Raw genomic sequence first — 24,827 nt, 5'->3', positions numbered from 1 at the left:
CAAAACGGCTGAATGGCATTTCCGGAAGGAGCAGGTGTGTTATGAATGGTTGCAGTTACAGCAATTCTTTTACTTTCGCAACCACTTATAGTTTGTGAAGCATAATACGTTTTTCCATCCACAAGCAAAGTCGTGTTTGGCAAAAGAGTTCCGGCTGTTAATGCATCATACCATTTTATATCATTTCCTGAAATTATGATGTTACTTATTAAAGCATTTTCGTCAATACAAAAGATTTGCGAAGCATTTGCATTTGGTAAAGCAGTATCATAAATATTTACTGTCACAGCGAGCCTGTCACTCTCACAGCCAATAGATTGTGATACATAATATGTTTTATTGTTGACTAATAAAGTCGTACTAAGTAAAACAGAAGTTGAGGTATTTGAATCATACCACTTTATATTTTGCCCATTAATGACAATGTTGTTTAGAGTTGCATTTTCGCTTTTGCAAAACTTCGGATTTGTATCTCCTGTAGGAACTAATGGTGTATTCTGAACAGAAACAGTTACTGCAAATCTTTGTCCTTCACAAGAATTAAGCGTTTGAGAAGCATAATATGTTACTCCGTTTTGCAAACTAGTACTATTTGTTAAAAGATTTCCATTAGTAATTGCATCATACCATTTTATAGCAACGCCATTAACAACAATGTTCGCTATAACAGGATTTTGACCGGAACAAAACGGCTGAATGGCATTTCCGGAAGGAGCAGGTGTGTTATGAATGGTTGCAGTTACAGCAATTCTTTTACTTTCGCAACCACTTATAGTTTGTGAAGCATAATACGTTTTTCCATCCACAAGCAAAGTAGTGTTTGGCAAAAGAGTTCCGGCTGTTAATGCATCATACCATTTTATGTTTTGACCTGTAATTGCCAGAGTAGCTAAAGTCGCATTTTCCTGAATACAGAAAGCTTGTGAATTCGGACTTACAGGATTGGCAGTAACTTGAGTAAATGGTAATAGAGTAACTTTTGCAGCTTCTGAAATACATCCGTTTGCATTTTTTATTTTAACAAAATAATCAGCAGGGTCCAGAAAAACCGAAGTTTTAGTGGTTGTCCACGTATTTCCGTTATCAAAACTATATTCTGCTGCTGCAGATGTAATGCTAATTTTTCCTTTAGGATTATTACAGTCGGGCTGGATAACTGTAAATATCGGAGTGCCGGGATAATCTGTTGGAGCATTAATAATTATAGATAATGGAGCAGATTCGCAGCCACTGCTATTTTTAACGCGGACCATATACGTTCCGGCTATTAGATTTCCTGAATTTGGATTGGCTGAATAATTTTTACCATTGTCAAAACTATATTGATAAGAAGTACCTGTAACCACAATTGAACCAAAAGGGTTACTGCACGAAATAGGTTGAGTAACATTTAAAGTCGGGATTGAAGGAGCATTTGGCGCAGTTTTGATGGTTGCTTTATATGCAACAGATGGGCAACCATTTGTGTATTTTATTCGGACAGAATAACTTCCAGGAGATAAACTGCTGGTATTACTGGTGTTCCAGGTAAGACCGTCGTCAAAACTATATAAATTGGCAACCGTAGAAACCATAATGCTGCCTGTAGCCGAATTACAGCCAGTTGGGTCTGTGACTACAACTTGTGGCGCGTTAGGAATCGCAGGTGCAGCTTGTATAGTTATAGGTGCAGCAAGAGAAATACAACCCGAATTGTATTTAATCATTAAATCATAGGTTCCTGCTGATAGATTAGATTTTGTATTAGATGTTCCAAACGTAATTCCGTTATCAAAACTATAAAAATCGGCTGCCGTATTAATTAAAATTGATCCTGTCAAATTGGTGCAAGTAGGTTGAGTTGCTGTAAAAGCAGGAGATGCAAGCGGTGATAATGGCGATATCGTGACTGGAGCTGCATTTGAAACACAGCCTGTTGAATTTTTAATTTTTATGAAATAAGTACCTGGAGAAAGATCTGTTTTTGTATTAGAAAAAACATAAGTTAATCCGTTATCATAGCTGTAAGTTGCTGCATTAGTTGTAATAGTAATAGAGCCTTTCGAGGAACTGCAACTTGGCTGAGTAGTAGTAAAATTTGGAGCCGCAATTGTAGTGCCAGAACTCAAATTGACAACAGTTGTTGCTGATTCGCAGCTATAAGAATCTGTTTTGATTTTGATAATATAAGTACCAGCCCCAACATTTATTTTTGTAGGACTTGTTGTCCAGCTGTTTCCGTCATTGAAACTATAACTCATGGCTGATGTAGTTATGGTGATGCTGCCATCAGTGGCGCCACACGAAGAAGGTTGAACTATTTTTACGGTGGGTGAGGCAGGAATTGAGGGAGGACTATATATATAGACATAACTGCCGGAAGAAGTACAGCCTAAAGTGTTTTTTATTAATACATTATATGAGCCGGTAGCTAAATTTTTCATTACAGGATTTGTAGTCCACGTTGTTCCTCCATCAAAACTATATTGGTCTGCAGTAGAATTTACGATTATAGTTCCACTAGGACTACTACATGTTGGTTGGATAACACTTATATTGGGTGAAGACAGATAATATGTGTTTATGTATACATATTGTGAATTTGATATACAACCTGTTGCATTTTTAATAAGAACGTTATAAGACGTACTTGCAGGATTTAATAAAATAGGATTTGTAGTCCAAGTGTTACCTCCATCAAAACTATATTTATCCGCAGGAGTTGTAACGGTAATACTCCCTCCATTTCCACAGCTTGGCTGTATTACTTTTACGTTTGGATTAGGTAGATAGTAAGGATAGATATTTATTGACAAACCATAGGATTTACAACCTTTTGCGTTTTTTATCATGATGGTGTAATAACCCGAAGTAATTCCAGAAAGAACGGGGTTAGTTGTCCAGCTATAACCGTTGTCAAAACTGTATGAGCTTGCAACTGTTGCAATAGTAATACTTCCATTAACGCCACATGTTGGCTCAATTAATGTAAAATCCGGATTAGGTAAATAATATTCCTGCATACTAGTGGATGTACCATAATATTTAGAGGTGCACCCAGAAGCGTTTTTGACCATTAAATAATAACTAGTGTTTGCACTTAGATTACTAAATATAGGATTAGTACTCCAGGTATTACCTCCATCGATACTGTATTGTGTTGCAGTTGAAGTAAAGGTTATACTTCCTCCAACCCCGCAAGTAGGTTGTGTTACTTTAAAAGTAGGAGCTGGGAGATAAAATTCTTCAAGCCATAGCGAGTTGTAGTTAGAAACACAGCCTTTAGCATTCTTAATCATTGGGTAATAATACCCTGCTGAAAGGTTCGAAAAAACAGGGCTTGTTACCCAATTTGTCCCATCAATACTGTAAGAACTGGCGACAGTATTAATTTTAATACTGCCTTTTGTTCCGCATCCGGGCTGAACAATTGTTATGTTGGGTTGTGCCAGTTTCGAGGTGTCCAGATAAATGGAAATATAATTGGATGTACAATTATTTTTCTTTATTGCTAAATAATAATAACCCGGGCTTACATTATTAAAAACATTATTTGTACTCCAGGTTGAACCATAATCTATACTGTAATAATCCGCAACAGTGTTGAATGTAATATTACCAATATTTCCGCAACTTGGATTGGTAAATGTATAATCAGGATCAGGAAGATTTGGGTTATTAATTGAAACACCTACAGAATTAGAAACACATCCTAAACTGTTTTTTACTGCGATGCTGTAGTATGTATATGAATTAAGATTTGTTAGGGTAGGAGAAGTTCCCCAAGTGTTCCCTCCATCAAAACTATAGAAATTAGCAACTGTATTTATTTTAATGCTGCCAGAGGTTGTACACGTAGGTTGAACTACAGTATAATCGGGTGTATCAATATATGGATTATTTAAGTAAAGAGAGTTTGGATAAGAAGTACAGCCAAGTTTATTTTTTACAAGTACGGTATAAATGCCGGGAGGTAATGACTTAGAGTTTAGAGTTGTCCAGGTTGCACCATTGTCAAAACTATAAAAATCAGATAATGAATTGATAGTGATTTTGCCATTTGCACCACAAGTTGGCTGTTCCGTGGTAGTGATTGGCGTACTTAAGTAAGGCTGATATAAAGAAACGTAATTACCAGCACTGATACATCCAGCACTGTTTTTTATTTTTATTTGATAATTTCCAAAAGGTAAGGTTTTAACATTATTACCAGTCCAGGTTACACCATTATCAAAACTATAGGAATCTGCTAATGTAGTAATAGTAATACTGCCATCTGTGCCACAAACGGGCTGTTCAGTTGTAAATGTAGGATAAAAATCTTTAAAATCACTTAAATAAGCATAGCTATAATTGGAAGTACAGCCTAAAGCGTTCTTAATTCCTAAAGAATAGCTTCCCGCATCTAAATTACTCATTTTGTTATTTGTAACCCATGTGTTCCCTCCATCAAAAGTGTAAAAATCTGAGAGAGTATTGATCGTAATACTTCCTTTTACAGTACAAGCGGGTAAATCGATTGTATAAATTGGAGTTTCAAGCGTAGTACTGCTGATGAGTACATTGTTTGCCGACGAAATACAACCTTGTAAATCTTTGGTACGAATTTTATAATTGGCAGGTAAAAGATTGTTAGCAGTAGCACTACTTCCCCAGGTCAAACCGTCATCAAAGCTATAGTATGCGGCTGGAGTTAGAATGATAATACTGCCGGTATCCCCGCAAAATAAAGGATTGGTATAAGTGTAATTTGGATACAAAGTAGAAGCTGCCGTAATAGTTACACTTTCAGAATAAGAAGTACATCCATTTACGGTCTTTATTTTTACTAAATAGGTTCCAGGATATAAATTATTCTTCGTGTTGCTTGCCTCCCACGTTACGCCATCATCAAAACTATATTGTGATGCCGGCGAAGTTACTTTTATTGTTCCTGTAGTGGAAAAACATGAGGGTTGTGTAATCTGTAAAACAGGAGAGACAGCAGTTTGGCTGGGTTCGATAGTGACACTTGCATTGCTGGTACACCCAAAAGAATCTGTGACAGTAACAGAATAATTTCCTAACGAAGTTACTTTAATACTTTGTGTAGTTCCTCCTGTACTCCATAAATATGAAGCTCCTGGAGAAGAAGTTAATATTGTGCTTCCAGAGCAGACATTTAGAATACCTGTAATATTTGCTGTGGGATTTCTAACCTCTAAATCGGCAGAAATTATTTTGTAGCAAGTTGCATCCCTGCTCACTCTAACAAAAATAGAAGTACTTGAACTTGGATAACTTGCAAAATTGGTAATAGTATTCAAGTTGGACTCCGCTTCTTTGTAATTTTTGAAATAACTAAAATTTAAACCTGTTGTAGAAGGAACAATTAAAGAATTTAATGTAGATAAATTAAAAATTTCAGTTCCGTCATGGTTTGCATCACATTGCGATATTTTGGCAGTTGTTACATTAATAGTACAACTTGAAGAGCAATTCAAAAAAGAAACATCCCAGCCTGGATTTGCGTCAGGATCTGTAGCAGAATCAAATGTGGTTCCTGAGCACGAAGTTCCGGAAATGTTATAATCTATTTGTACGCCTACATTATAATTAGCATTTGTAATATTTGGAAAATCACTGTTTTTTAATGTAAAACAAAACTTTTTATTTGTTGTGTCTAAGCTTGAAGTAGTTGATGTGCTGTAAACAGACACATTATTGCTGTCGTAAACATTTAAAGTGATTTTTTTTACCGATGCAGAAATCCCTCCGGAATTAGGAATAGTATAATTACCGCAAACTGAAATTGGTAAAGTTGGACAAACTTTATTCAGAGGATCAAGTTCTATAGAACCTTGCAAATTTTCTGCAGAATGTAAGATACAAACATCATCAACATACATATATCCAAAATGCCCGCCCAATCCACATCTTGAAGCCATAAATTCAACAGTAAATTCTTCATTATTTGGAATTGATGATATGTCTAATATTCCTGATTGCCAATTGGTAGTATATAAAGTAACAAAATCAGAATATTGACTTGGAACCTTACTGAAAATGCAATTTTTTTCATCTCCTACCAAACAAAATTCACTGACAACTTTCTTATTTTTATCTAAAATCCTTGCTTTTACAAAAGCCTGATTATCCGTATGACTATTGTCGTATACACTTTGTAATACCGCTTTGTAATTAAATTTTAGATAATTTTCATTATTTGTTTTAAACCTTTTGCCCTGAACAATAGAACCATAAGTAGAGGAATATTCATAATTAATTTTAAGAGCATATTGATCAAAGGCTTTAATGTCTCCCATATATGGGTCAATCAGATTGGAAGAAACACCAGTTGCCATAATGTCCATATTATTGGGATTATAGCGATTGATGTATGAATCGGCAGTATTGCTAATCGATTGACATTGTGTTGGACCAGGAGGATCGCCTATTGTGCAAAGAAAATTCTTAAGATAACTGTTGCCATTTATAGTTTCATATTGCTCAAAACCTCCATTAGTACACATTTCTACTCCTTGAAGAGTAGCTGCAGTTTTTGAAGTTAAATTTCCATCTTTTGAATTTAAAATTACTTTTTTTAAATCCAGGATTTCTGCTTTCATCCTTTCCTCTCTAATCTTCAAAAATTGTTTTTGCTCTTCCAAATTTTGAATTAGATGGCCATGTTTATCCTCTATTAATATAGTTTTATCAAGGGTAAGTTTGGTAATATTATCTTTGCTTAATTCTGTTTTCTGAGCAAATAAAGGGGTAATAATGATAAAAAGAATAAAGAGTAATTTTTGTTTCATAAGGCACTTTTAGATGGTCGTAAAAGTAGTTAAATATTGATTAAAAAATAATTAAATTGATTAAGTTCAATCTTTTTTTTTGCAACTATATTGTATCCTTTTTTTTGCTGTTGCAAGGTAAATATCCCGTATTTTTGCAAAAAAATAATTTCTTTTGAAAACAAAACTTTTTGTAATCACGCCTCCATTTACTCAACTGAATACTCCGTATCCGGCAACAGCTTATATAAAGGGTTTTCTGAACACGAAGAATGTCGAATCAGTTCAGGCAGATTTGGGTATTGATGTGATTTTGGAGTTGTTTTCGAAGAAAGGACTTCTGGATTTATTTCAGGTTTCAGGTTCAAAGTTTGACGTTGTTGGAAATGAAGTTTCAGATAACTCCAAACGTATTTTTGCTTTGCAGGATGAATATGTCAAAACAATTGATGCGGTAATTCAGTTTTTGCAGGGAAAAAATCCGACTTTGGCATTACAGATTTGTCAGGAAGATTTTCTGCCCGAAGCTTCCCGTTTTGCACAGTTAGAAGAACTCGACTGGGCTTTCGGAACAATGGGAACACAGGACAAAGCCAAACATTTAGCCACTTTATATCTTGAAGATATTTCAGATTTTATTGTAGAATGTATTGACGAAAATTTTGGCTTTAGCCGATATGCCGAGCGTTTAGGCCGAAGCGCTAATTCTTTTGATGAATTGTATGAAGCCTTACAACAAGATTTGACCTATATCGATTCGATTTTAATTTCATTATTAAAGGATAAAATCGAAGAAATAAAACCAACACTGTTTTTGATTTCTGTTCCCTTTCCGGGAAATTTATACAGCGCTTTCAGATGTGCACAATGGGTAAAGCAAAATCATCCTGAAATAAAAATTTCGATGGGTGGAGGTTTTCCAAATACCGAATTGCGTTCACTTTCTGATAAACGTGTTTTTGAGTTTTTCGACTTTATTACACTGGATGACGGAGAAGTGCCAATTGAAGAATTAATTTTTCATTTGGAAAACCCGGATTCCAATTCGTTTAAACGAACATTTCTTTTAGAAAATGGAGAAGTGGTTTACAAAAACAATTCCTTAAAACACGATTACAAACAAGCTTACGTTGGAACACCGGATTATTCAGATTTGCCTTTGGATAAATATATTTCGGTTATCGAAATTGTAAATCCGATGCACAGAATGTGGAGCGACGGGCGTTGGAACAAACTGACGATGGCACATGGCTGTTATTGGGGAAAATGTACTTTCTGTGACATTTCATTAGATTATATAAAAGTCTACGAGCCCGTGGCGGCCAATTTGCTTTGTGACCGAATGGAGGATTTAATGCAGCAGACAGGTCAGAATGGTTTTCATTTTGTTGATGAAGCTGCACCGCCGGCTTTGATGCGTGCTTTGGCTCTGGAAATTTTACGCAGAAAATTAGCCGTAACCTGGTGGACCAATATTCGTTTTGAAAAAAGCTTTTCTGCCGATTTATGCCTGTTATTAAAAGCCTCTGGCTGTATCGCTGTTTCCGGTGGTTTAGAAGTGGCGTCAGACCGTTTATTAAAATTAATTGATAAAGGTGTAACGGTAGAGCAGGTAGCAAAAGTAACCCGAAATTTTACCGAAGCAGGAATAATGGTTCATGCGTATTTAATGTATGGATACCCTACGCAAACGGTTCAGGAAACTGTAGACAGCCTCGAAATGGTGCGTCAATTATTTGAAGCAGGAATTCTTCAGTCAGGATTTTGGCATCAGTTTGCCATGACAGCACACAGTCCGGTTGGTTTATACCCTGAAAAGTTTGGAGTTACAAAAAAATCAGAAACAATTGGAACTTTTGCCAACAATGATATCGATTATATTGATTCTACAGGAATCAATCACGATAAATTCAGTTTCGGATTAAAGAAATCGCTTTTTAATTTCATGCACGGAATCTGTTTTGATTATGAATTGCAGGAATGGTTTGATTTTAAAATAGCCAAAACCAAAATAGATCCCGATTTTATTTTTAATGCTCTTGAAGAAGTAAATGACTTTAATACAAAACCAAATGCAAAAGTGGTTTGGTTAGGAGGAAAACCTTTTACAGAATCTTTTTCAAAATCGAAAAAAGGAAGAACCTGGGAAATGATGTCGCTGACTTTTCATGACAAAAAAGAAAGTTTCACGATTCAGACCAGTAAAAATGAAGGGGAATGGCTTGTGGAAATACTGAAAAAAGTTACAGTTGCAAACCCAAAAAACTATACTTTTCAGGAAATAAAAACTGATTTTGAAACTCAATTAGAGGATTTCGAATTGTTTTGGTATTCAAAACCGGTAAATACACTTCGTGAGTTTGGCTTGTTGGTTTTATAAACTAATACTCCATACATTCACCATCATTAAGAACAACAGTTTTTGATAAAAGATCATGTTCGGTCAAAGCCTCTTTTAATTCTTCTCTCGTTGTCGGACAATGATTTAAAGCTTCTAAATGATTGGCAAAAACTTTTCCGGGTGCCAGTTTTGTAAACCTTAGGATTTCATCCATTCGCATTAATAATGGCTGTCCAAAATCTAATCTTGCAGTTCCGCAGGCAACGGTTGAAATGTCGGGTTTAAGTTCGGTTAAAACTTTTTCTACATCATTTGTAAAAATAGTATCAGAACTAATGTAAACAGATTTCTCATCTTTAAGCTCAATAAAAAATCCCATCACATTACCCATTAGCCTGGCAACAAAACCGTAACCGTGAAGCGCCGGAATTCCGGTAATTTTTCCATCCAGAAAATCTTCTGGCTGCCAGTAATCCAGTGTTTGTGTTACTGTCAAACCTCTTTGGGTTAGTTTTTTTTCATCTTTTATGCTGCAGATTACCGGGATTGATTTTCTTTTTAAAAAAACCTCGCCGGCTTTATCAATATGATCGGGATGCAAATGTGTGATAAGACAATGCGTCACTTTACTCAGGATTTCCCGGCTGTTTTTAGGAAGTGCAGTCAGCGGATTTCTTTTCGGTTTATAACGGAAAAGGGTAAAAGGAGGAATAGTTTTCCTTTTTCCCAGCATAGGATCAATTAAGATGACATGCTTTTCTGTTTCAATAACCAGAGTAGCATTACGTAAATGATGCAGTTTCATATCTTAAAAATTTAATATTAAAAATACGAATTTTTTAAAATAATCTTTAACCGTAATTACATTATAAAACGAAAACCTATTCCGTGCAGATTTTCAATGGCAATACCTTTTTCGTTTGCTAAAATTTTACGTAAACGTGAAATAAAAACATCCAGGCTTCGTCCCATAAAATAATCATCGTCACCCCAAAGGGAATTCAGGATTTGCTGTCTTTTTAATACAAGGTTTTTATTATCCAGAAATAATTTCAGAAGTTCGGCTTCACGCTGGGTAAGGCCCACTTTCTCATTTTCATTAAAAAGAATAAAGTTCTTGGTATCAAACTGATATTTACCGATTTCGTAAATTGATTTTTTGTCTAAACTGTTTTTCTGGGAACGCTTCAGGAAAATTTCAATCTTTAGTAATAACTCTTCAATACTGAAAGGCTTTACCAAATAATCATCAGCGCCCAGACGCAAACCTTTTATGCGATCTTCTTTTAAGGTTTTGGCCGAAAGAAAAATAATTGGAACGTCAATATCAATTTTTCTGATTTCTTCAGCCAGTTCAAAACCATCCATTTTGGGCATCATAATATCCAAAATGCAAATGTCAAATTCCTCCTCTTTAAAAACTTCCAGACTCTTTTTTCCATTAGAACAATGTGTAACTTCATAATTATTCTGCTCCAGATTATCTTTGGTCAGGAATGCTAATGTTTCATCGTCTTCGGCGTATAGAATTTTAAAGTTTTTCATTTTTTGTATGGAATTGTCAGCGTTATTGTAATGCCTTTTTCTAAATTATTTGTGGCGTTTATTTTCCAATAATGTAAGTTACAAATTTCTTTTACATAAAACAAACCAAGGCCAAAGCCATTTACTTCGTTACTCTTCTCATTTTGAACACGATAAAATTTATCAAAAATGGAACTGATTTTTTTAGGAGGAATTCCTATTCCGTTATCGGCAAATTCCAGTTTCAGGGATTGATTTTCTTTCAAAATCCTAATCTGGATTTCGGGTTTTTCGTTGCAGTATTTAACGGCATTATCCAATAAATTATAAACCAGATTGGTAAAATGAAAAACATCTGCTTCAATCAGGTAATCCTGAGAATTAGTGTCGATTTTGATTACAGCTTCCGGATATTTCAATTGAATATTCGTAATCGTTTCTTCCAGAATTGGAACAATCAAAACCGACTCTGTTTTTAATTCTAAAGGTACATAATCAGATTTGGCAATACTTAAGATCTTCTCAATATGACTGTTAAGTTTATGACTCTGATTGATAATAATATCAGTGTAAGTGTGCAGTTTTTTGTCTTCTTTAATCGGATTTTGTTCAATTAAATATTTTGAAGCTATCAAGATCGATGATAAAGGCGTTTTAAATTCATGCGTCATATTGTTAATGAAATCACGCTGCAGTTCAGAATATTTTTTTTGCTGCAAAAGCTTAAAAATCGAATACACATAAATCAGTAAAATAAGAATCAGTACCGTAGAAAGGATAAACCAAAAGCGCATGGAACTAAACAAATAAGTTGTTTCGTTTGGAAAACGGACCGCAAAATAATAAACTAAGTTTTTGTGTTTAGGAAAATATACTGTTTTGTTCTCTTTTCCTTTTTTGGATAACGAGATATAATCTCCATAAATCATTTCGTCACTCTGACAATTGTACATCGCGTATTCAAAGTCAGTGGTGATGTTCATTTTTTTGAATTCCGTTTTCAGGTAAAATTCCAAAATTTCAGGCTCAAAATCATTGTCCACATTTACGATATAATAATCGTTGGCAATTTTCTGAACAGGATTTTGCGCCGGCAATTCATGGTTTGTGCCTTCGTATAATTTTTTTGCCACCTCCAACAGAGCAATATGTGCCTTCTGGCTCAGCTTTTTTTGTTCCAGGTTAAAAGCCTCTTTTGTCCAGAGCAATTGTGCGACCAGTATACTTATGATGGCAACCAATCCAAGCAGGATAATACTATTAAGTTTATTTATTTTCAAGAAAAACAGGATTTAAAAAGTGTAATATTAATCAAAAAATAAATTAAAAATACTCCTTAACAAGTCGTTAACAAAGATTTGAAACCGCTTAACAGCCAATTGATTTCATCTTCGGTACTTTTGAAATGTAAAATTTAACCAGTAACCATTTAAATAAAAAACTATGAAAATTATTAAAATTTCGATGTTGGCTTTAGCCTTAGGATTAATGTCTTTTTCAGCAATTGCTCCGGTAGAATCTTTAGCTTCTGCTGTAAAAACAGAAACGACAGCTTCTACAATTGTCTGGAAAGCAGAAACTATTGATGTTGGTGAAATTCCACAGGGAACTCCAAAAGCAATCGTATACGAATTTAAAAATACTGGAAAAACAGCTGTAGTTATTACAAATGTTCAGGGATCTTGTGGTTGTACAGCTACAGATTATACAAAAGAACCAATTTTACCTGGTAAATCAGCAAAAGTAACAGCAACTTACAATGCAGCCAATAAAGGTGCTTTTACAAAAACAGTAACAGTAACAACAAATGCAGAAACTACTCCAAAAATCCTTACATTAAAAGGAACGGTGATTTAAAATAAAAGGTTGATTATAAGGGAAAAACTCCGGACGTAATGTGTCCGGAGTTTTTTTTATGTTTAAAACGAAAGTTGTTATTTAGATAAAACATCAATGCATTTATAAAAACGTTTGGTGTAATGTTCCGTATCCAGATCGGTAATCGTAACACTATTTACTTTTCCCGAAGAAGCATGTATAAACTTAGAATGCATTCCATTGGCTTCGCAGATAATTCCGAGATGACCTACAATTGTATGGTCTTTATAACCATAAAAAACCAAAATATCACCAACTTTAAAATCTTCCGGATCCAGTGCAGTTCCAAGATTTTTATAACTGTTGGAACTTCGTGGCAGAGTCACATTAAAATTCTTAAATACATAGCTCACAAATCCCGAACAGTCAAATCCTTTTTTCGGATCATTTCCTGCATACAGATAAGGAGTTCCCAAATATTTTTTGGCGTAGGCAACAATAGAATCCCGTTCAATTGATGTATTTGTTTTTCCGGTATTTACTACAGTGCTTTTTTCTTCTTTTGTAAAAGAAGTGCAAGTGTAAAAAAGACCCATAGAAAAAAGCAGATAAAGAGTTAATTTCATTTTAATAGAGATTTGTTTCATAAAGATACTGCGCTAATTTTCTAAATCCAAGTAATACTATAATACTAAACGGTAAAAAAGGACAATTATTTTTGGTGTTTTTTTATTGCTTTTTGATGTTTTAGTATCTTTTCAGCCATTTTATTTCGGGTATATTTGTGAATTGCATTTATGTTTTAACAGATAAATTATGTTTTTCAAAAAAATACCATTTATAATTTCTTTTTTGCTGATTTCAGCTGTTTCAATAGCACAAAGTAAAACAGATACATTTCTTTATAGAGGACGTGTCGAAAAACTTCAAAATAACAATGTAGTTTTAATTGGATCTGCCTCTTCGGTTTCATTTAATTTTACCGGAAATGAATGTTCAGTTTTACTCCAAAGTATTGATGCGTGGGAACATCATAATTATGTTTCTTTGGTTTTGGATGGAAAATATATTGGAAAACTAAGAATAGAAAAAGGCGAAGCACAATCTTTTCCGATAAAAATAACTTCAAAAAGAAAAGAACATAATCTGACTATTTATAAAACTACAGAAGCTCAAAGTGGTAATGTTTTGTTTGTTGGAACAACAGCAAAACTAACTTCAATTGCTTCAAAAAAGAAAAAGAAAATTGAGTTTATCGGTGATTCCATTACCTGTGGTGCAGCGAGCGACGACTCGGATGTTCCTTGTGACAAAGGAGAATATTACGATCATCATAATGGATATTATGCTTACGGTCCGACACTTTCAAGAGCAATTGATGCTGATTATTTAATGAGCTGTGTTTCCGGAATTGGAATTTACAGAAACTGGAATGACGAAAATAAAGAAGAAGCTATAATGCCCGATATTTATCAGAATTTGTATTTAACCAAAGAGGCTTCAAAACCAAAATACGATTTTGCTTTTCAGCCCGATATTATCAGTATTGCTTTAGGAACCAATGATTTTTCCGGAGGAGACGGTAAAAAAGAAAGACTTCCTTTTAATGCCGAAAAATATGTTTCGAATTATATCAATTTTATCAAAATGCTTTACGAACATAATCCGAAAGCACAGATTGTAATTACAAACAGCCCGATGGTAAATGGTGAAAGAGCAGTTGTTTTTGAAGATTGCTTAAATAAAGTAAAAGCAGCTTTTGAATCAGATAAAAAACACAAAGAAATCAGGATTTTCAAATTCAGACCAATGACACCAAAAGGATGCACAGGTCATCCTGATGTGGCAGACCATAAAGTTTTGGCAAATGAATATGCTCCATTTTTAAAAAACTTGCTACATGAAAAATAATATTTTTAAGTTTGTTTTCTTTCTGTTGATTTCCAATACTATGATAGCAAACGTTTCCCTTCCGAATATTTTTAGTGACAATATGGTTTTGCAGCGCAATTCTGAAGTGAAAATTTGGGGCTGGGCAAATCCAAAAGAAGAAATCAAATTAGTTTCAGGCTGGAATAATCAGGAATACAAAACGGTTGCTGATAATCAGGCGAAATGGGAATTGGTAATCAAAACTCAGGAGGCCGGCGGGCCTTTTACGATTTCTATAAAAGGGTATAATGAAGTGGTTTTAAAAAATATTTTAATTGGAGAAGTCTGGCTTTGTTCCGGGCAATCTAATATGGAAATGTCGGCAAGCTGGGGAATTGAGAATGGTGAGGAAGAAATGAAAAACGCGACAAATCCGAACATTCGTTTTTTTACCGTTCCGAAATTAACCGCCACAACTCCACAAAATAATTTATTGGGAAACTGGACAGAATCGACCCCCGAAACCATGAAATATTTTAGTGCGATTGGGTATTTTTTTGCCAAACGTCTTCGCGAAGATTTAAAAAATGTACCCATCGGATTGATTTCTTCCAACTGGGGCGGAACTCCGGCTGAAATCTGGATGCCGGAAGATGTGGTTAATAGTGATTCTCTTTTATTAGAAAATGCAAAAAAACTCAACGAGCAGGAATACGGGCCAAGACAACCGGGACGTGCTTATAATGCCATGATTCATCCAATCGTTGGCTTTAAAATAGCCGGAACCCTTTGGTATCAGGGAGAATCGAATGTGGGGTCTTTGGTTTATGATAAAACTTTAAGAGCTTTGATCACTTCCTGGAGAAAAGAATGGAAAGATGATTTTCCTTTTTATTATGTCCAGATTGCGCCATATAAAACAGGAAGCAATAATTTTTCGAATGTTACAGTTCGAAATTCCCAAAGAAAAATCTTAAATGAAGTTATAAAAACCGGAATGGTTTTGACTTCTGATATTTCAGATACAATTGATATTCATCCAAAGAATAAAAAATCGGTTGGAATTCGTTTGGCTAATTTGGCACTTGCCGAGACTTATCCCGAAGCCTCGGGACTAAATTCGGATTTGGTAAATGGTCCGCTTTATAGAGATTTTAAGATTGAAAAAAATAAAGTTGTTGTTTCATTTGATTATGCTGACGGATTGCATTTTGCGAATAAAGTTTCGAATCAGTTTGAAGTGGCTGGAGCAGATGGAGCTTTTTATCCAGCCGAAGCTTCGATAAAAAATAATGAAGTGATTTTGACAAGTAAAAAAGTTGCAAATCCAGCAAAAGTGAGGTTTGCATGGGGAAATACAATTCAGTCAGATTTGTTTAATAAGGTGAATTTGCCGGCTTCTTGTTTTACGACGGAATTTTAGAATGTAGATTTTAGATTTTAGATTTTTTTCGCATTTTATGTCATTTCGACGAAGGAGAAATCTCCACAAGAAACTCCGTATAGAAAGTCGCCAAACTTTGTTGAGCTACTTCGTCGAAATGACAAAACTTTGTGTTGAAAAACAAAAAACGAAAGACGTTCTTCTAAAACCATTTGCCCAATTCGCCGTGGCAAAACATGGAAAAAAGAACCTTAGGATCTCAGCATCTTAGAACCTTAGCACCTTTTAAAAAAACTAACTAAACCACATATGAAAAATAAAAAAATAATATTTATTGGGATTTTTTCCCTTTTTACGATTGGAAATATGAATGCACAAAAAAAGCCATATCTGGATAAAAATAAAACCATTGAGCAGCGTATTGATTTGCTTTTACCTTTGATGACTTTGGAGGAAAAAGTGGGACAAATGAATCAGTACAACGGTTTTTGGGATGTAACGGGGCCTGCGCCAAAAGGCGGAACAGCCGAATTAAAATACGAACATTTGAGAAAAGGATTAGTTGGCTCAATGCTAACGGTTCGTGGAGTAAAAGAAGTTCGTGCGGTACAGAAAATTGCGGTTGAAGAAACACGATTGGGAATTCCCTTAATTATTGGTTTTGACGTAATTCATGGTTATAAAACCTTAAGTCCGATTCCGTTGGCAGAAGCGGCGAGTTGGGATTTAGAAGCGATTAAAAAATCGGCGGCGATCGCGGCAGATGAAGCTTCGGCATCAGGAATTAACTGGACTTTCGGTCCAAATGTCGATGTGGCAAATGATGCGCGCTGGGGACGTGTGATGGAAGGTGCAGGAGAAGATCCTTATTTGGGAAGTAAAGTTGGTTATGCAAGAATTAAAGGTTTTCAGGGAGAAACCGTTGCAGATTTAGCCAAAGTAAATACAATTGCAGCTTGTGCAAAACATTTTGCAGCTTACGGTTATGTGGAAGCAGGTTTGGAATATAACATCGTAGATATGAGTAATTCTAAATTGTACAATTCGGTTTTGCCTCCTTTTGAAGCAACAGTTCAGGCTGGAGTTCGTACGTTTATGAATTCGTTTAACACGCTGAATGGAATTCCTGCAACTGGAAATGCCTTTTTGCAAAGAGATATTTTAAAAGGAAAATGGAAGTTTGACGGATTTGTGATTTCTGATTACGCTTCGATTCGCGAAATGATTGCGCATGGTTATGCAAAAGACGAAGCTGATGCAACGGCAAAAGCTGTAAATGCAGGTTCTGATATGGATATGGAATCGTATTTGTATGTAGCAAAACTGGTTGATTTAGTAAAATCAGGAAAAGTAAAAGAATCTTTGGTAGATGATGCTGTCCGCAGAATTCTTCGTGTGAAATTTGAATTAGGATTATTTGATGATCCGTACCGATATTGTGACGAAAAACGCGAAAAAGAAGTTGTTGGAAGTAAAGCCAATAACGATGGCGTTTTGGATATGGCGAAAAAATCTATCGTTTTATTGAAGAACGAAAAGAATTTATTACCACTAAAAAAAGCAGGACAAAAAATTGCTTTGATTGGTGCTTTGGCAAATGATAAAAACAGTCCGTTGGGAAGCTGGAGAATTGCAGCCGATGACAATACCGCAGTTTCGGTTTTAGAAGGAATGCAAAAATACAAAGACAATCAGCTGACTTTTGAAAAAGGAGTTGATTTATTAAAGCAAAAAGCAACTTTTTTAACTGAAACAGTTTTCAATACAACAGATAAAAGCGGATTTGAAGCAGCAAAAACCGCGGCAAAAAATGCTGATGTTATAGTAATGGTTTTAGGTGAATACGGTTTCCAGAGCGGTGAGGGAAGAAGCAGAACTGATTTGAATCTACCTGGTTTACAGCAGGAATTATTGGAAGAAATCTATAAAGTGAATCCAAATATAGTTTTAGTTTTAAATAATGGTCGTCCGTTGAGTATTCCGTGGGCTGCCCAAAATATTCCGGCAATTGTAGAAGCCTGGCATTTGGGAACTCAGGCCGGAAATGCAGTGGCGCAGGTTTTATATGGAGATTATAATCCGAGTGGAAAACTGCCAATGTCTTTCCCAAGAAATGTTGGTCAGGTTCCGATTTATTATAATAAATATAGCACCGGAAGACCAATCGATAGTGATAAAAATGTGTTTTGGTCGCATTATATGGATGTGGAAAAAACGCCTCAATTTCCGTTTGGATTTGGTTTGAGTTATACTACTTTCGATTATAAAAATCTGAAACTGAATAAAACTGCTTTTGCAAAAGGAGAAACAGTTCAGGTGAGCGTTGAGGTTACAAACTCTGGAAATTATGACGGGAAAGAAGTTGTTCAGTTATATATTCATGATGAATTTGCCAGTATTGTTCGACCTATAAAAGAATTGAAAGGTTTTGAATTGGTGAATTTGAAAAAAGGAGAAACTAAAACGGTAACTTTTACTTTAACGGATAAGGAACTTGGTTTTTATGATAACGAAGGAAAGTATTTAGTAGAACCGGGAACTTTCAAAATCATGGTGGGAGGAAGCTCTGATAAAGGGCTGCAAAGTGGTTTTGAGATAAAAGAGTAAATCTTTTTGAGGTGCAAAGAGACAAAGAGACAAAGAGACAAAGGTCCAAAGTTTTTTTGAATAGCCCCTGGCTTTAGTCAGGGGAGTAAGATTTGAATAGAAAAAGGCTTTAGCCAAACTTTAAAGTTTGGCTAAAGCCTTTTTGATTGCTTTTATATTTTCATCCAGCTAAAGCTGGACGCTATTTAATCTTATTAAAAAAAAATTGTGCCTTAGTGCCTTTGTGGCAAAACAAACGCGCAACTTAATTATTTTTTCTACCTTTAAAACCTATTAAACTTCCAACCTTAAATTAAAATAATGAAATATAACAGATGCGGAAAAAGCGGGTTATTATTACCTGAAATTTCCTTAGGATTATGGCATAACTTCGGATCAGTAGATAATTTTGATAATGCCGAAAGTATTGCAGTAGAGGCTTTTGATAAGGGAATTACCCATTATGATCTGGCCAATAATTACGGACCGGTTCCTGGTTCTGCCGAAACAAATTTTGGTAAAATTTTGTGGCATAATTTTCAGGGAAATTTGCGCGATGAAATTGTAATTTCTACAAAAGCGGGTTATACAATGTGGGACGGTCCTTACGGAGACTGGGGTTCCAGAAAATATTTATTATCAAGTTTAGATCAGAGTTTAAAAAGGATGAAAGTTGATTATGTCGATATTTTTTATTCTCACCGTCCTGATCCTGAAACTCCGATTGAAGAAACGATGATGGCTTTGGATTATGCTGTCAGAAGCGGAAAAGCGTTGTATGTCGGAATCAGTAATTATTCTGCAGAAGAAACCCGCGTTGCAGTTGATGTTTTAAAACAATTAGGAACGCCTTGTTTGATTCATCAGGCAAAATATTCGATGTTGGAGCGTTGGGTCGAAAACGGACTTTTAGATGTTTTGGAAGAAAAAGGCGTAGGCTGTATTGCATTTTCACCTTTGGCACAAGGGCTTTTAACGGATAAGTATTTAAACGGAATTCCGGAAAACTCAAGAGCTCATAATCCGAACGGACATTTGAAAGAAGATGAGGTTACGCAGGAACGAATTCAGAAATTAATTCAGCTGAATGAAATAGCTCAGAACAGAAACCAGTCTTTGGCACAAATGGCTTTGGCCTGGCTGCAAAAAGACAAGCGTATTACATCAGTTTTAATTGGTGCGAGTTCTGTCAGACAGTTATGTAATAACATTGATTGTCTGCAAAATACCGACTTTTCGCATGACGAATTGAATGCGATTGAGAAGATTTTGGCGTAATGTTTTTTACAAAAAAATAATAAAAAAGGAGAACAATTTTGTTCTCCTTTTTTTATTTTATAATCATCGCCGATCTTCTGCTAATATCATTTTGTATGGTGGAAATGAGTTTAATTTTTATTTAATTCTGCGTTGTATTTTTTTACAATTTGCAAAGTTGATTTATCACCGTTAAAAACAGAATTTAAACCTTGTGGTTCCTGTGGTGGATCAGTAGTTAAAGGATCTCCCGGATTCCATTTTCCGGTTTCATTAACAGCTTTTCCTTCGCCGCCGTATCCCCAGAAATTTGCCGCTTGCAGTGGACCGCCATTTTTATGGCTTTCTAAAACTCTTCCGAAAATGTAATTGTAAAACTTATCTCTGTAAATAGAAGAAGCTCCTGCACTTAAATTTTCATTTTCTCTCGGAAGCCCAAATTCCTCAATAATAATAGGTCTCTTCAGATTATTGGCAACCTTAATATGATCGTCAATATATTTTCCGGCATTTTCGATTGTTTTTGGAATGGTAGCCTCTGCATTATCTGCTTTAAACCAATTCCAGTTTTTTGGCCAAATATGCATCGTCAAATAATCGATATTTGGATTCTGATGGGTACGTTCAAAAATTTCCATGCTGTCATTTGAACTGTTTTTTCCCTCAGAACCTGTCGAAATTAAGTGGTTTTTGTCAAGACTGTCAATTAAATCGACAATGCTATTTAGCCAAATAGTAAATTTTGCTTCGTTTTCGGGCGTAAAAGTTCGGGGTTCATTCCCAACCTGCCACGCCATAATCGTATTATCTTCGGTGTATTTCTTTTTAGAATAGGCGTTTGTTCTTCCAATAATGAACTTTACATGATTATTCAATCCTTCCATGCAAGGTTCGCAGCTATGAAACTGTTCTGTATACGACATAAATTGCGGCCAGGTATTCGGAGGAATATTAGGAACCGGAATCGGGCCTTTTCCATTCCATTCTAAATATTGCGACATTCCGCCCGACCATTCCCAGTTATTCGTCAGATACAAAACCGCATACATTTTGCGTTTGCTCATTTCATTAATCAAAAAATCTAAACCGTCAAGTAAATCTTCATCGTATTTTCCCTGCTCGTATTGTAGCGCCGGACGAACAGTAAAATCATATTTTCCGCCATCGGCACCCACTAAAATTCGTAAATTATCAATCCCTTCTTTTTTCAATAAATCCAATTCACGAAGCAGTCTTTTTCGGTCACCAGTTTTTTTAGAAGCCAATAAACTTCCATACCAGTAGTTTGTCCCAATGTAGGAATACGGTTTGCTGCCTTTGTAAAATTGCGTTCCTTTTACCGTAATTCTCTCCTGTGCCTGACAAGCAATTACGGAGAAAATTAATGCGAAAGAAAGTGTTTTTAAAAATCTGTTTTTCATAATTTATATTTTTAGGAGCTAATCCCGCTATCCGTTGCAATCTTTTGTGCCTCTGTCCCGATTCCGTCCCGAAGTTTCGGGATCGGGACGGAATCGGGACTGCACAAAAGGATTTCCACTTCTATCGGGGCTAGGACTTTGTATTATTTAAGACGTTTTGTTGCTACAACCTGAAACCTGAGACCTGAAACAAAAAAACTACTTTGGCATTTCATACATCTTCGGCAAAGAATTCAATAATGCCGATTTTGGTTTTGTTGCAAATGTCTTAAAGTCGCTTGCATTCGATACAGAACCATTCGGTACATAATAACCATCTTTAGTATTATTCCAAAACATTACATAACTGATTGATATAATCTGAAGGTCAAATGTTGGATTGTCATTTAGTGCGCCGTACAAATTGGTAGCAAACCAGTTAGTTACTGGCGGATTTGTTGCCGTAACCCGATAACCTGTCTCGGTTAAAGCAGCAATTTTTACTTTATCCAGAGCCATATTCGATATCATTTTTAGTTTAACGTTTGCCCTTCTGACACCATCATTTCCCTGATTATTCAAATCGCCATAATTATCCATTCCTAAAATATCAACATATTTATCTCCCGGATACCGGCTCAAATAACCCTGAGTAGTTGAATAAGAGTTGTCGGGCGAAAAAGCATACAGAATATTGTGAACACCTTTAGTGTTTTTTAAATAATCAACCGTAAACTGATAAGCAGTTTTGTATTCTTCTGCGGTGCAAAAACTCTCTCCCCACCAAAACCAGTTTCCGTCAAATTCATGAAAAGGCCTGAAGATTATTGGAATCAGTTCACCTTTTGTGCCTTTTAAATTTGAAACTACGCTTGCTATCTTGTCCAGTTTTTTCTTGTACCATTCGTGATTGGCTCCGCCCGGTAAAATACTTTTAAAAGCTGTCGACTTTTCCTCGGTCGTCATATCAGCGGTATAAAAACTTTCTTCTTTGTTGGGTTCTCTCAAATGCCAGCAAAACGTATTAATCATGCCTTTTTCATAAGCAGTTTTGGCATCACTTATGATTTTTTGTTCCTGTTGATAAAACCAGTTGCCGGCCTGTTCATTATTGTTTTTATCAGTAATAAACATAAAATCTGATCCTAAAACTGCCGGATCGTAACCTGTATTTTTCTTAATGTCAGATTCTCCGACCGCATCTTCATAAAAACTATTAAAAGCATCCTGCTGACCGATGGCAACCTTGGTTTTTGCCAGTTTTTTTAAATTGTAAAATAAGGCCACTGTTTCTTTGGTTGCGTTGGCATCGACCATATAAGTTGCTGCGTTTGCCGTTGTTAAAGGATCAGTTGGAACCGTAACAGGTGGGTCAACTGCAATTTCAGGATCTGATTCATCGTTTGAAGAACAGCCTGCTAAGGATAGAATCAGAGAACTTATAAATGCTATTTTAAGAAAAGTGGTTTTCATTTTTTAGGTTTTAATGCGGTTAATAAGTTCTAAGCAGGCACGGCTGTTGTGATAAGGACATTTCCAGAATCCGGCTTTGTCTTTTTCTATTAAGGAATAATCTTTGTAAATTCCCCAAAACCATTCTCCGTTTTTAGTATCCAGAATGTGGTTTTTTATAAAATCCCAGTTTTTAAAAACAATATCCAAATAAATTTCATTGCCGGTAAGCTGATAAGCGTTATAAAAACCAATTAAAGCTTCTGCCTGGACCCACCAGTGTTTTTCGGCAATTAATTCGTTCTTTTCGGGATCAAATTCATACCATAAGCCACCGTCAGTATCAAGCCCTTCTCTGGTAACTTCTGCCATCTGAACAGCATGTTTTTTATAATTGGCTATCAGTGTTTTGTTTTCAGAAATTTCTGCACATTGCAATAAAAGCCAGGCTGCTTCTATATCATGTCCATACGAAATAACATCCGGTTTTTCGATCCAGTTTTCATCAAAAAACAAACTTAAATGCCCGTTTTCGGTATTGATGAAATGTTTTTCAATAGTTTCTAAAAGTAATGTAATATCATTTTGAAGCGTTTTATCAGGCCAGACTTTAAACAAATTGGCATACGCTTCTACAATGTGCAGATGGGTATTCATTGTTTTCTTTTCGTTGGCGTCTTTTTCGCTCAGGCGTAAATCTTCTATAGCTTGCCAATCTCTTGTAAAGGCTTCTAAATAACCTTTGTGAACAGGATCGTAACTGTGTTTTTGAATTCTTAAATATAAATTTATTGCGATTGCTAACGCTTTTTCGTCTTTAGAAATTACATAATATTCAGATAGTCCGTAAATGGCAAAAGCCAAAGCATAAATCTGATTTTTGGTGTCTTTTGGCGTTTTATCAACATTGATGCTCCAGAATAAGCCGCCAAATTCTGAATCATAAAAATATGCTGAAAGAAACTCAAAAGCACGTTTGGCAATATGTTTATGTTCTTCGTTTTTTGTGGTTTGATAGGCAGATGAAAACGACCATAAAATTCGTGCATTCAAAACAGAACCTTTTTCAGCGTTTTCAATTGCGTTTTCATGGTTATCAATCTGACCAATAAAACCGTCATTTTGAGTATCGATCGTATTCTTTGACCAATAACTCAGAATGTTTTCAAGCTCAGCAGATAATTCGGTTTTGAGTTGCTTTAATTGTTCTGACACGGTAGATTATATTGCGTTATTTTTTTCGATCTGACTAATAATTGTATTTACAGAACCTGCAGATATAAAGGTATCTTCAGGTGTGTTCATTACATAATCAATCAGTTTTTCTACAGATGAAACAGCCACATGCATTCTTGTGTCTGATGAGGCGTAATAAATAAAAACAGTTCCGTCGGCATCTTCGATCCAGCCATTGGTAAATAATACGTTTGATACGTCACCAACCCTTTCAATTCCTTCAGGTCCCATAAAATGTCCGGCAGGAACATGGGTTACTTTCGTTATATCATTCAAATCCGTCATAAACATATATAACGTATAGCGCAAACCGGCAGCGGTATTTCTAACCCCGTGTGCTAAATGCAACCAGCCTTTCTCTGTTTTGATAGGAGCAGGACCAGCACCGTTTTTTAATTCATATATAGTATGATATTTTTTTCCGAAGATGATTTTTTCATCTTTTACTACAGGATTTGTCATGTCCTCCACATAACCTAAACCAATACCACCGCCATTTCCAACATCGATAAAACCATCCTGCGGACGTGTGTAAAGGGCATATTTTCCATTTATAAATTCAGGGTGCAAAACGACATTACGCTGTTGTCCTGTATTTGAAATTAAATCGGGAAGTCTTTCCCAGTTGATTAAATCTTTTGAACGAACAATCCCGGCATTGGCTACAGCAGAACTTGTGTCGCCTTTTGGTGCTTTTGGATCTTTTCTTTCGGTGCAAAAAATACCGTAAACCCAGCCATCTTCATGGTTAATCAAACGCATGTCATAAACATTGGTGTCCGGTTCCTGAGTTTGTGGAATCACGCAGGGTTTATCCCAAAACTTAAAATTGTCCACTCCGTTTGGACTTTCTGCTATCGCAAAAAAAGATTTTCGGTCAATTCCTTCTACACGAACAGCAAGCAGGTATTTTCCTTTCCATTTCATGGCACCGGCATTAAATGTGGCATTCATTCCGATTCTTTCCTGCAGAAAAGGATTTGTTTTTTCATTCAGGTCAAAACGCCAGTTCAGTGGTACGTGTGCTGCTGTCACTACGGGATTTTTGTAGCGGGCAAATATGCCGTTTCCTGCTTTTTCCTCAGGATTATTTTTTAGCTCAATTAGTGCTTTATGTTCTTTTTCTAGTGCTACTTTTCTATCCTGAAATGTAGTTGAAGTGGCTATTGTTGTCATAAAAATAGGTATTGTATCTGTTTGGA

General features: G+C 35.6%; 15 protein-coding genes. 6 read left to right on the top strand and 9 right to left on the bottom strand.

All coding sequences use genetic code 11. The features are described 5' to 3' along the window. Window positions 1–6,776 (bottom strand): hypothetical protein (locus DCO46_RS13870; protein ID WP_133244608.1); only part of this gene is annotated, 6,776 nt, incomplete at its 3' end. 154 nt (window positions 6,777–6,930) lie between these two features. On the opposite strand from DCO46_RS13870, the gene DCO46_RS13865 reads away from it, so the two are divergent. Continuing rightward, window positions 6,931–9,135 carry a B12-binding domain-containing radical SAM protein gene (locus DCO46_RS13865; RefSeq protein WP_116753112.1) on the top strand — a complete coding sequence of 735 codons (2,205 nt, stop codon included), beginning with the start codon at window positions 6,931–6,933 and terminating at the stop codon, window positions 9,133–9,135. A 1-nt stretch (window position 9,136) separates the two neighbouring features. Here DCO46_RS13865 and DCO46_RS13860 read toward each other — a convergent pair whose 3' ends face one another. The 3 genes from DCO46_RS13860 to DCO46_RS13850 are packed head-to-tail and all read right to left on the bottom strand — an operon-like array spanning window position 9,137 to window position 11,900. Further along, window positions 9,137–9,901 carry an MBL fold metallo-hydrolase gene (locus DCO46_RS13860; protein WP_116753111.1) on the bottom strand — a complete coding sequence of 255 codons (765 nt, stop codon included), beginning with the start codon at window positions 9,899–9,901 and terminating at the stop codon, window positions 9,137–9,139. Window positions 9,902–9,957: 56 nt separating this feature from the next. Continuing rightward, window positions 9,958–10,641, bottom strand: a complete 684-nt coding sequence (locus tag DCO46_RS13855; RefSeq protein WP_116753110.1) for a response regulator transcription factor — start codon at window positions 10,639–10,641, stop codon at window positions 9,958–9,960. Then, entirely contained in the window at window positions 10,638–11,900 is a 1,263-nt protein-coding gene (locus DCO46_RS13850) for a sensor histidine kinase (RefSeq protein ID WP_116753109.1), read from the bottom strand. Before DCO46_RS13850 ends, DCO46_RS13855 begins: the two co-directional genes overlap by 4 nt. Window positions 11,901–12,063: 163 nt before the next feature. Here DCO46_RS13850 and DCO46_RS13845 point away from each other — a divergent pair, with 163 nt between their 5' ends. Beyond that, window positions 12,064–12,477 (top strand): DUF1573 domain-containing protein, encoded by a 414-nt coding sequence (locus tag DCO46_RS13845; RefSeq protein WP_116753108.1) that lies wholly within the window; start codon window positions 12,064–12,066, stop codon window positions 12,475–12,477. A 77-nt stretch (window positions 12,478–12,554) separates the two neighbouring features. Here the strand turns inward: DCO46_RS13845 and DCO46_RS13840 are convergent, their stop codons facing one another. Beyond that, the gene (locus DCO46_RS13840; protein ID WP_116753113.1) at window positions 12,555–13,064 is read right to left on the bottom strand and encodes a C40 family peptidase; all 510 of its coding nucleotides are present in this window, start codon (window positions 13,062–13,064) and stop codon (window positions 12,555–12,557) included. Between the two features lie 190 nt (window positions 13,065–13,254). On the opposite strand from DCO46_RS13840, the gene DCO46_RS13835 reads away from it, so the two are divergent. The 4 genes from DCO46_RS13835 to DCO46_RS13820 all read left to right on the top strand — a co-directional run bounded on the left by DCO46_RS13835 (window position 13,255) and on the right by DCO46_RS13820 (window position 19,558). Continuing rightward, on the top strand, window positions 13,255–14,349 hold the full coding sequence (locus tag DCO46_RS13835; protein ID WP_116753107.1) for an SGNH/GDSL hydrolase family protein: 1,095 nt from the start codon (window positions 13,255–13,257) through the stop codon (window positions 14,347–14,349). Next, on the top strand, window positions 14,339–15,733 hold the full coding sequence (locus DCO46_RS13830; protein WP_116753106.1) for a sialate O-acetylesterase: 1,395 nt from the start codon (window positions 14,339–14,341) through the stop codon (window positions 15,731–15,733). Before DCO46_RS13835 ends, DCO46_RS13830 begins: the two co-directional genes overlap by 11 nt. 270 nt (window positions 15,734–16,003) lie before the next feature. Next, window positions 16,004–18,301 (top strand): beta-glucosidase BglX, encoded by a 2,298-nt coding sequence (gene bglX / locus DCO46_RS13825; protein WP_116753105.1) that lies wholly within the window; start codon window positions 16,004–16,006, stop codon window positions 18,299–18,301. 300 nt (window positions 18,302–18,601) lie between these two features. Beyond that, complete coding sequence (locus DCO46_RS13820) at window positions 18,602–19,558, top strand: aldo/keto reductase (protein ID WP_116753104.1); 957 nt, start codon at window positions 18,602–18,604, stop codon at window positions 19,556–19,558. 110 nt (window positions 19,559–19,668) lie between these two features. On the opposite strand, the gene DCO46_RS13815 is transcribed toward DCO46_RS13820, so the two are convergent. The 4 genes from DCO46_RS13815 to DCO46_RS13800 form a co-directional block, all read right to left on the bottom strand. Next, window positions 19,669–20,958: a glycoside hydrolase 5 family protein gene (locus tag DCO46_RS13815; protein ID WP_116753103.1), complete on the bottom strand. Its 1,290-nt coding sequence runs from the start codon at window positions 20,956–20,958 to the stop codon at window positions 19,669–19,671. Between the two features lie 198 nt (window positions 20,959–21,156). Further along, a complete protein-coding gene (locus DCO46_RS13810) occupies window positions 21,157–22,410 on the bottom strand; it encodes a glycosyl hydrolase (RefSeq protein ID WP_116753102.1) in 1,254 nt (417 codons plus the stop codon). Window positions 22,411–22,413: 3 nt separating this feature from the next. After that, window positions 22,414–23,604: an AGE family epimerase/isomerase gene (locus DCO46_RS13805; protein ID WP_116753101.1), complete on the bottom strand. Its 1,191-nt coding sequence runs from the start codon at window positions 23,602–23,604 to the stop codon at window positions 22,414–22,416. A 6-nt stretch (window positions 23,605–23,610) separates the two neighbouring features. Then, on the bottom strand, window positions 23,611–24,801 hold the full coding sequence (locus DCO46_RS13800) for a glycosidase (RefSeq protein WP_116753100.1): 1,191 nt from the start codon (window positions 24,799–24,801) through the stop codon (window positions 23,611–23,613). Between the last annotated feature and the right edge of the window lie 26 nt (window positions 24,802–24,827).

Origin of the sequence: Flavobacterium sp. HTF (genome assembly GCF_003105115.1) — a bacterium.
Taxonomy (GTDB): Bacteria; Bacteroidota; Bacteroidia; order Flavobacteriales; family Flavobacteriaceae; genus Flavobacterium.
This window is presented reverse-complemented; position numbering and strand designations above follow the sequence as displayed.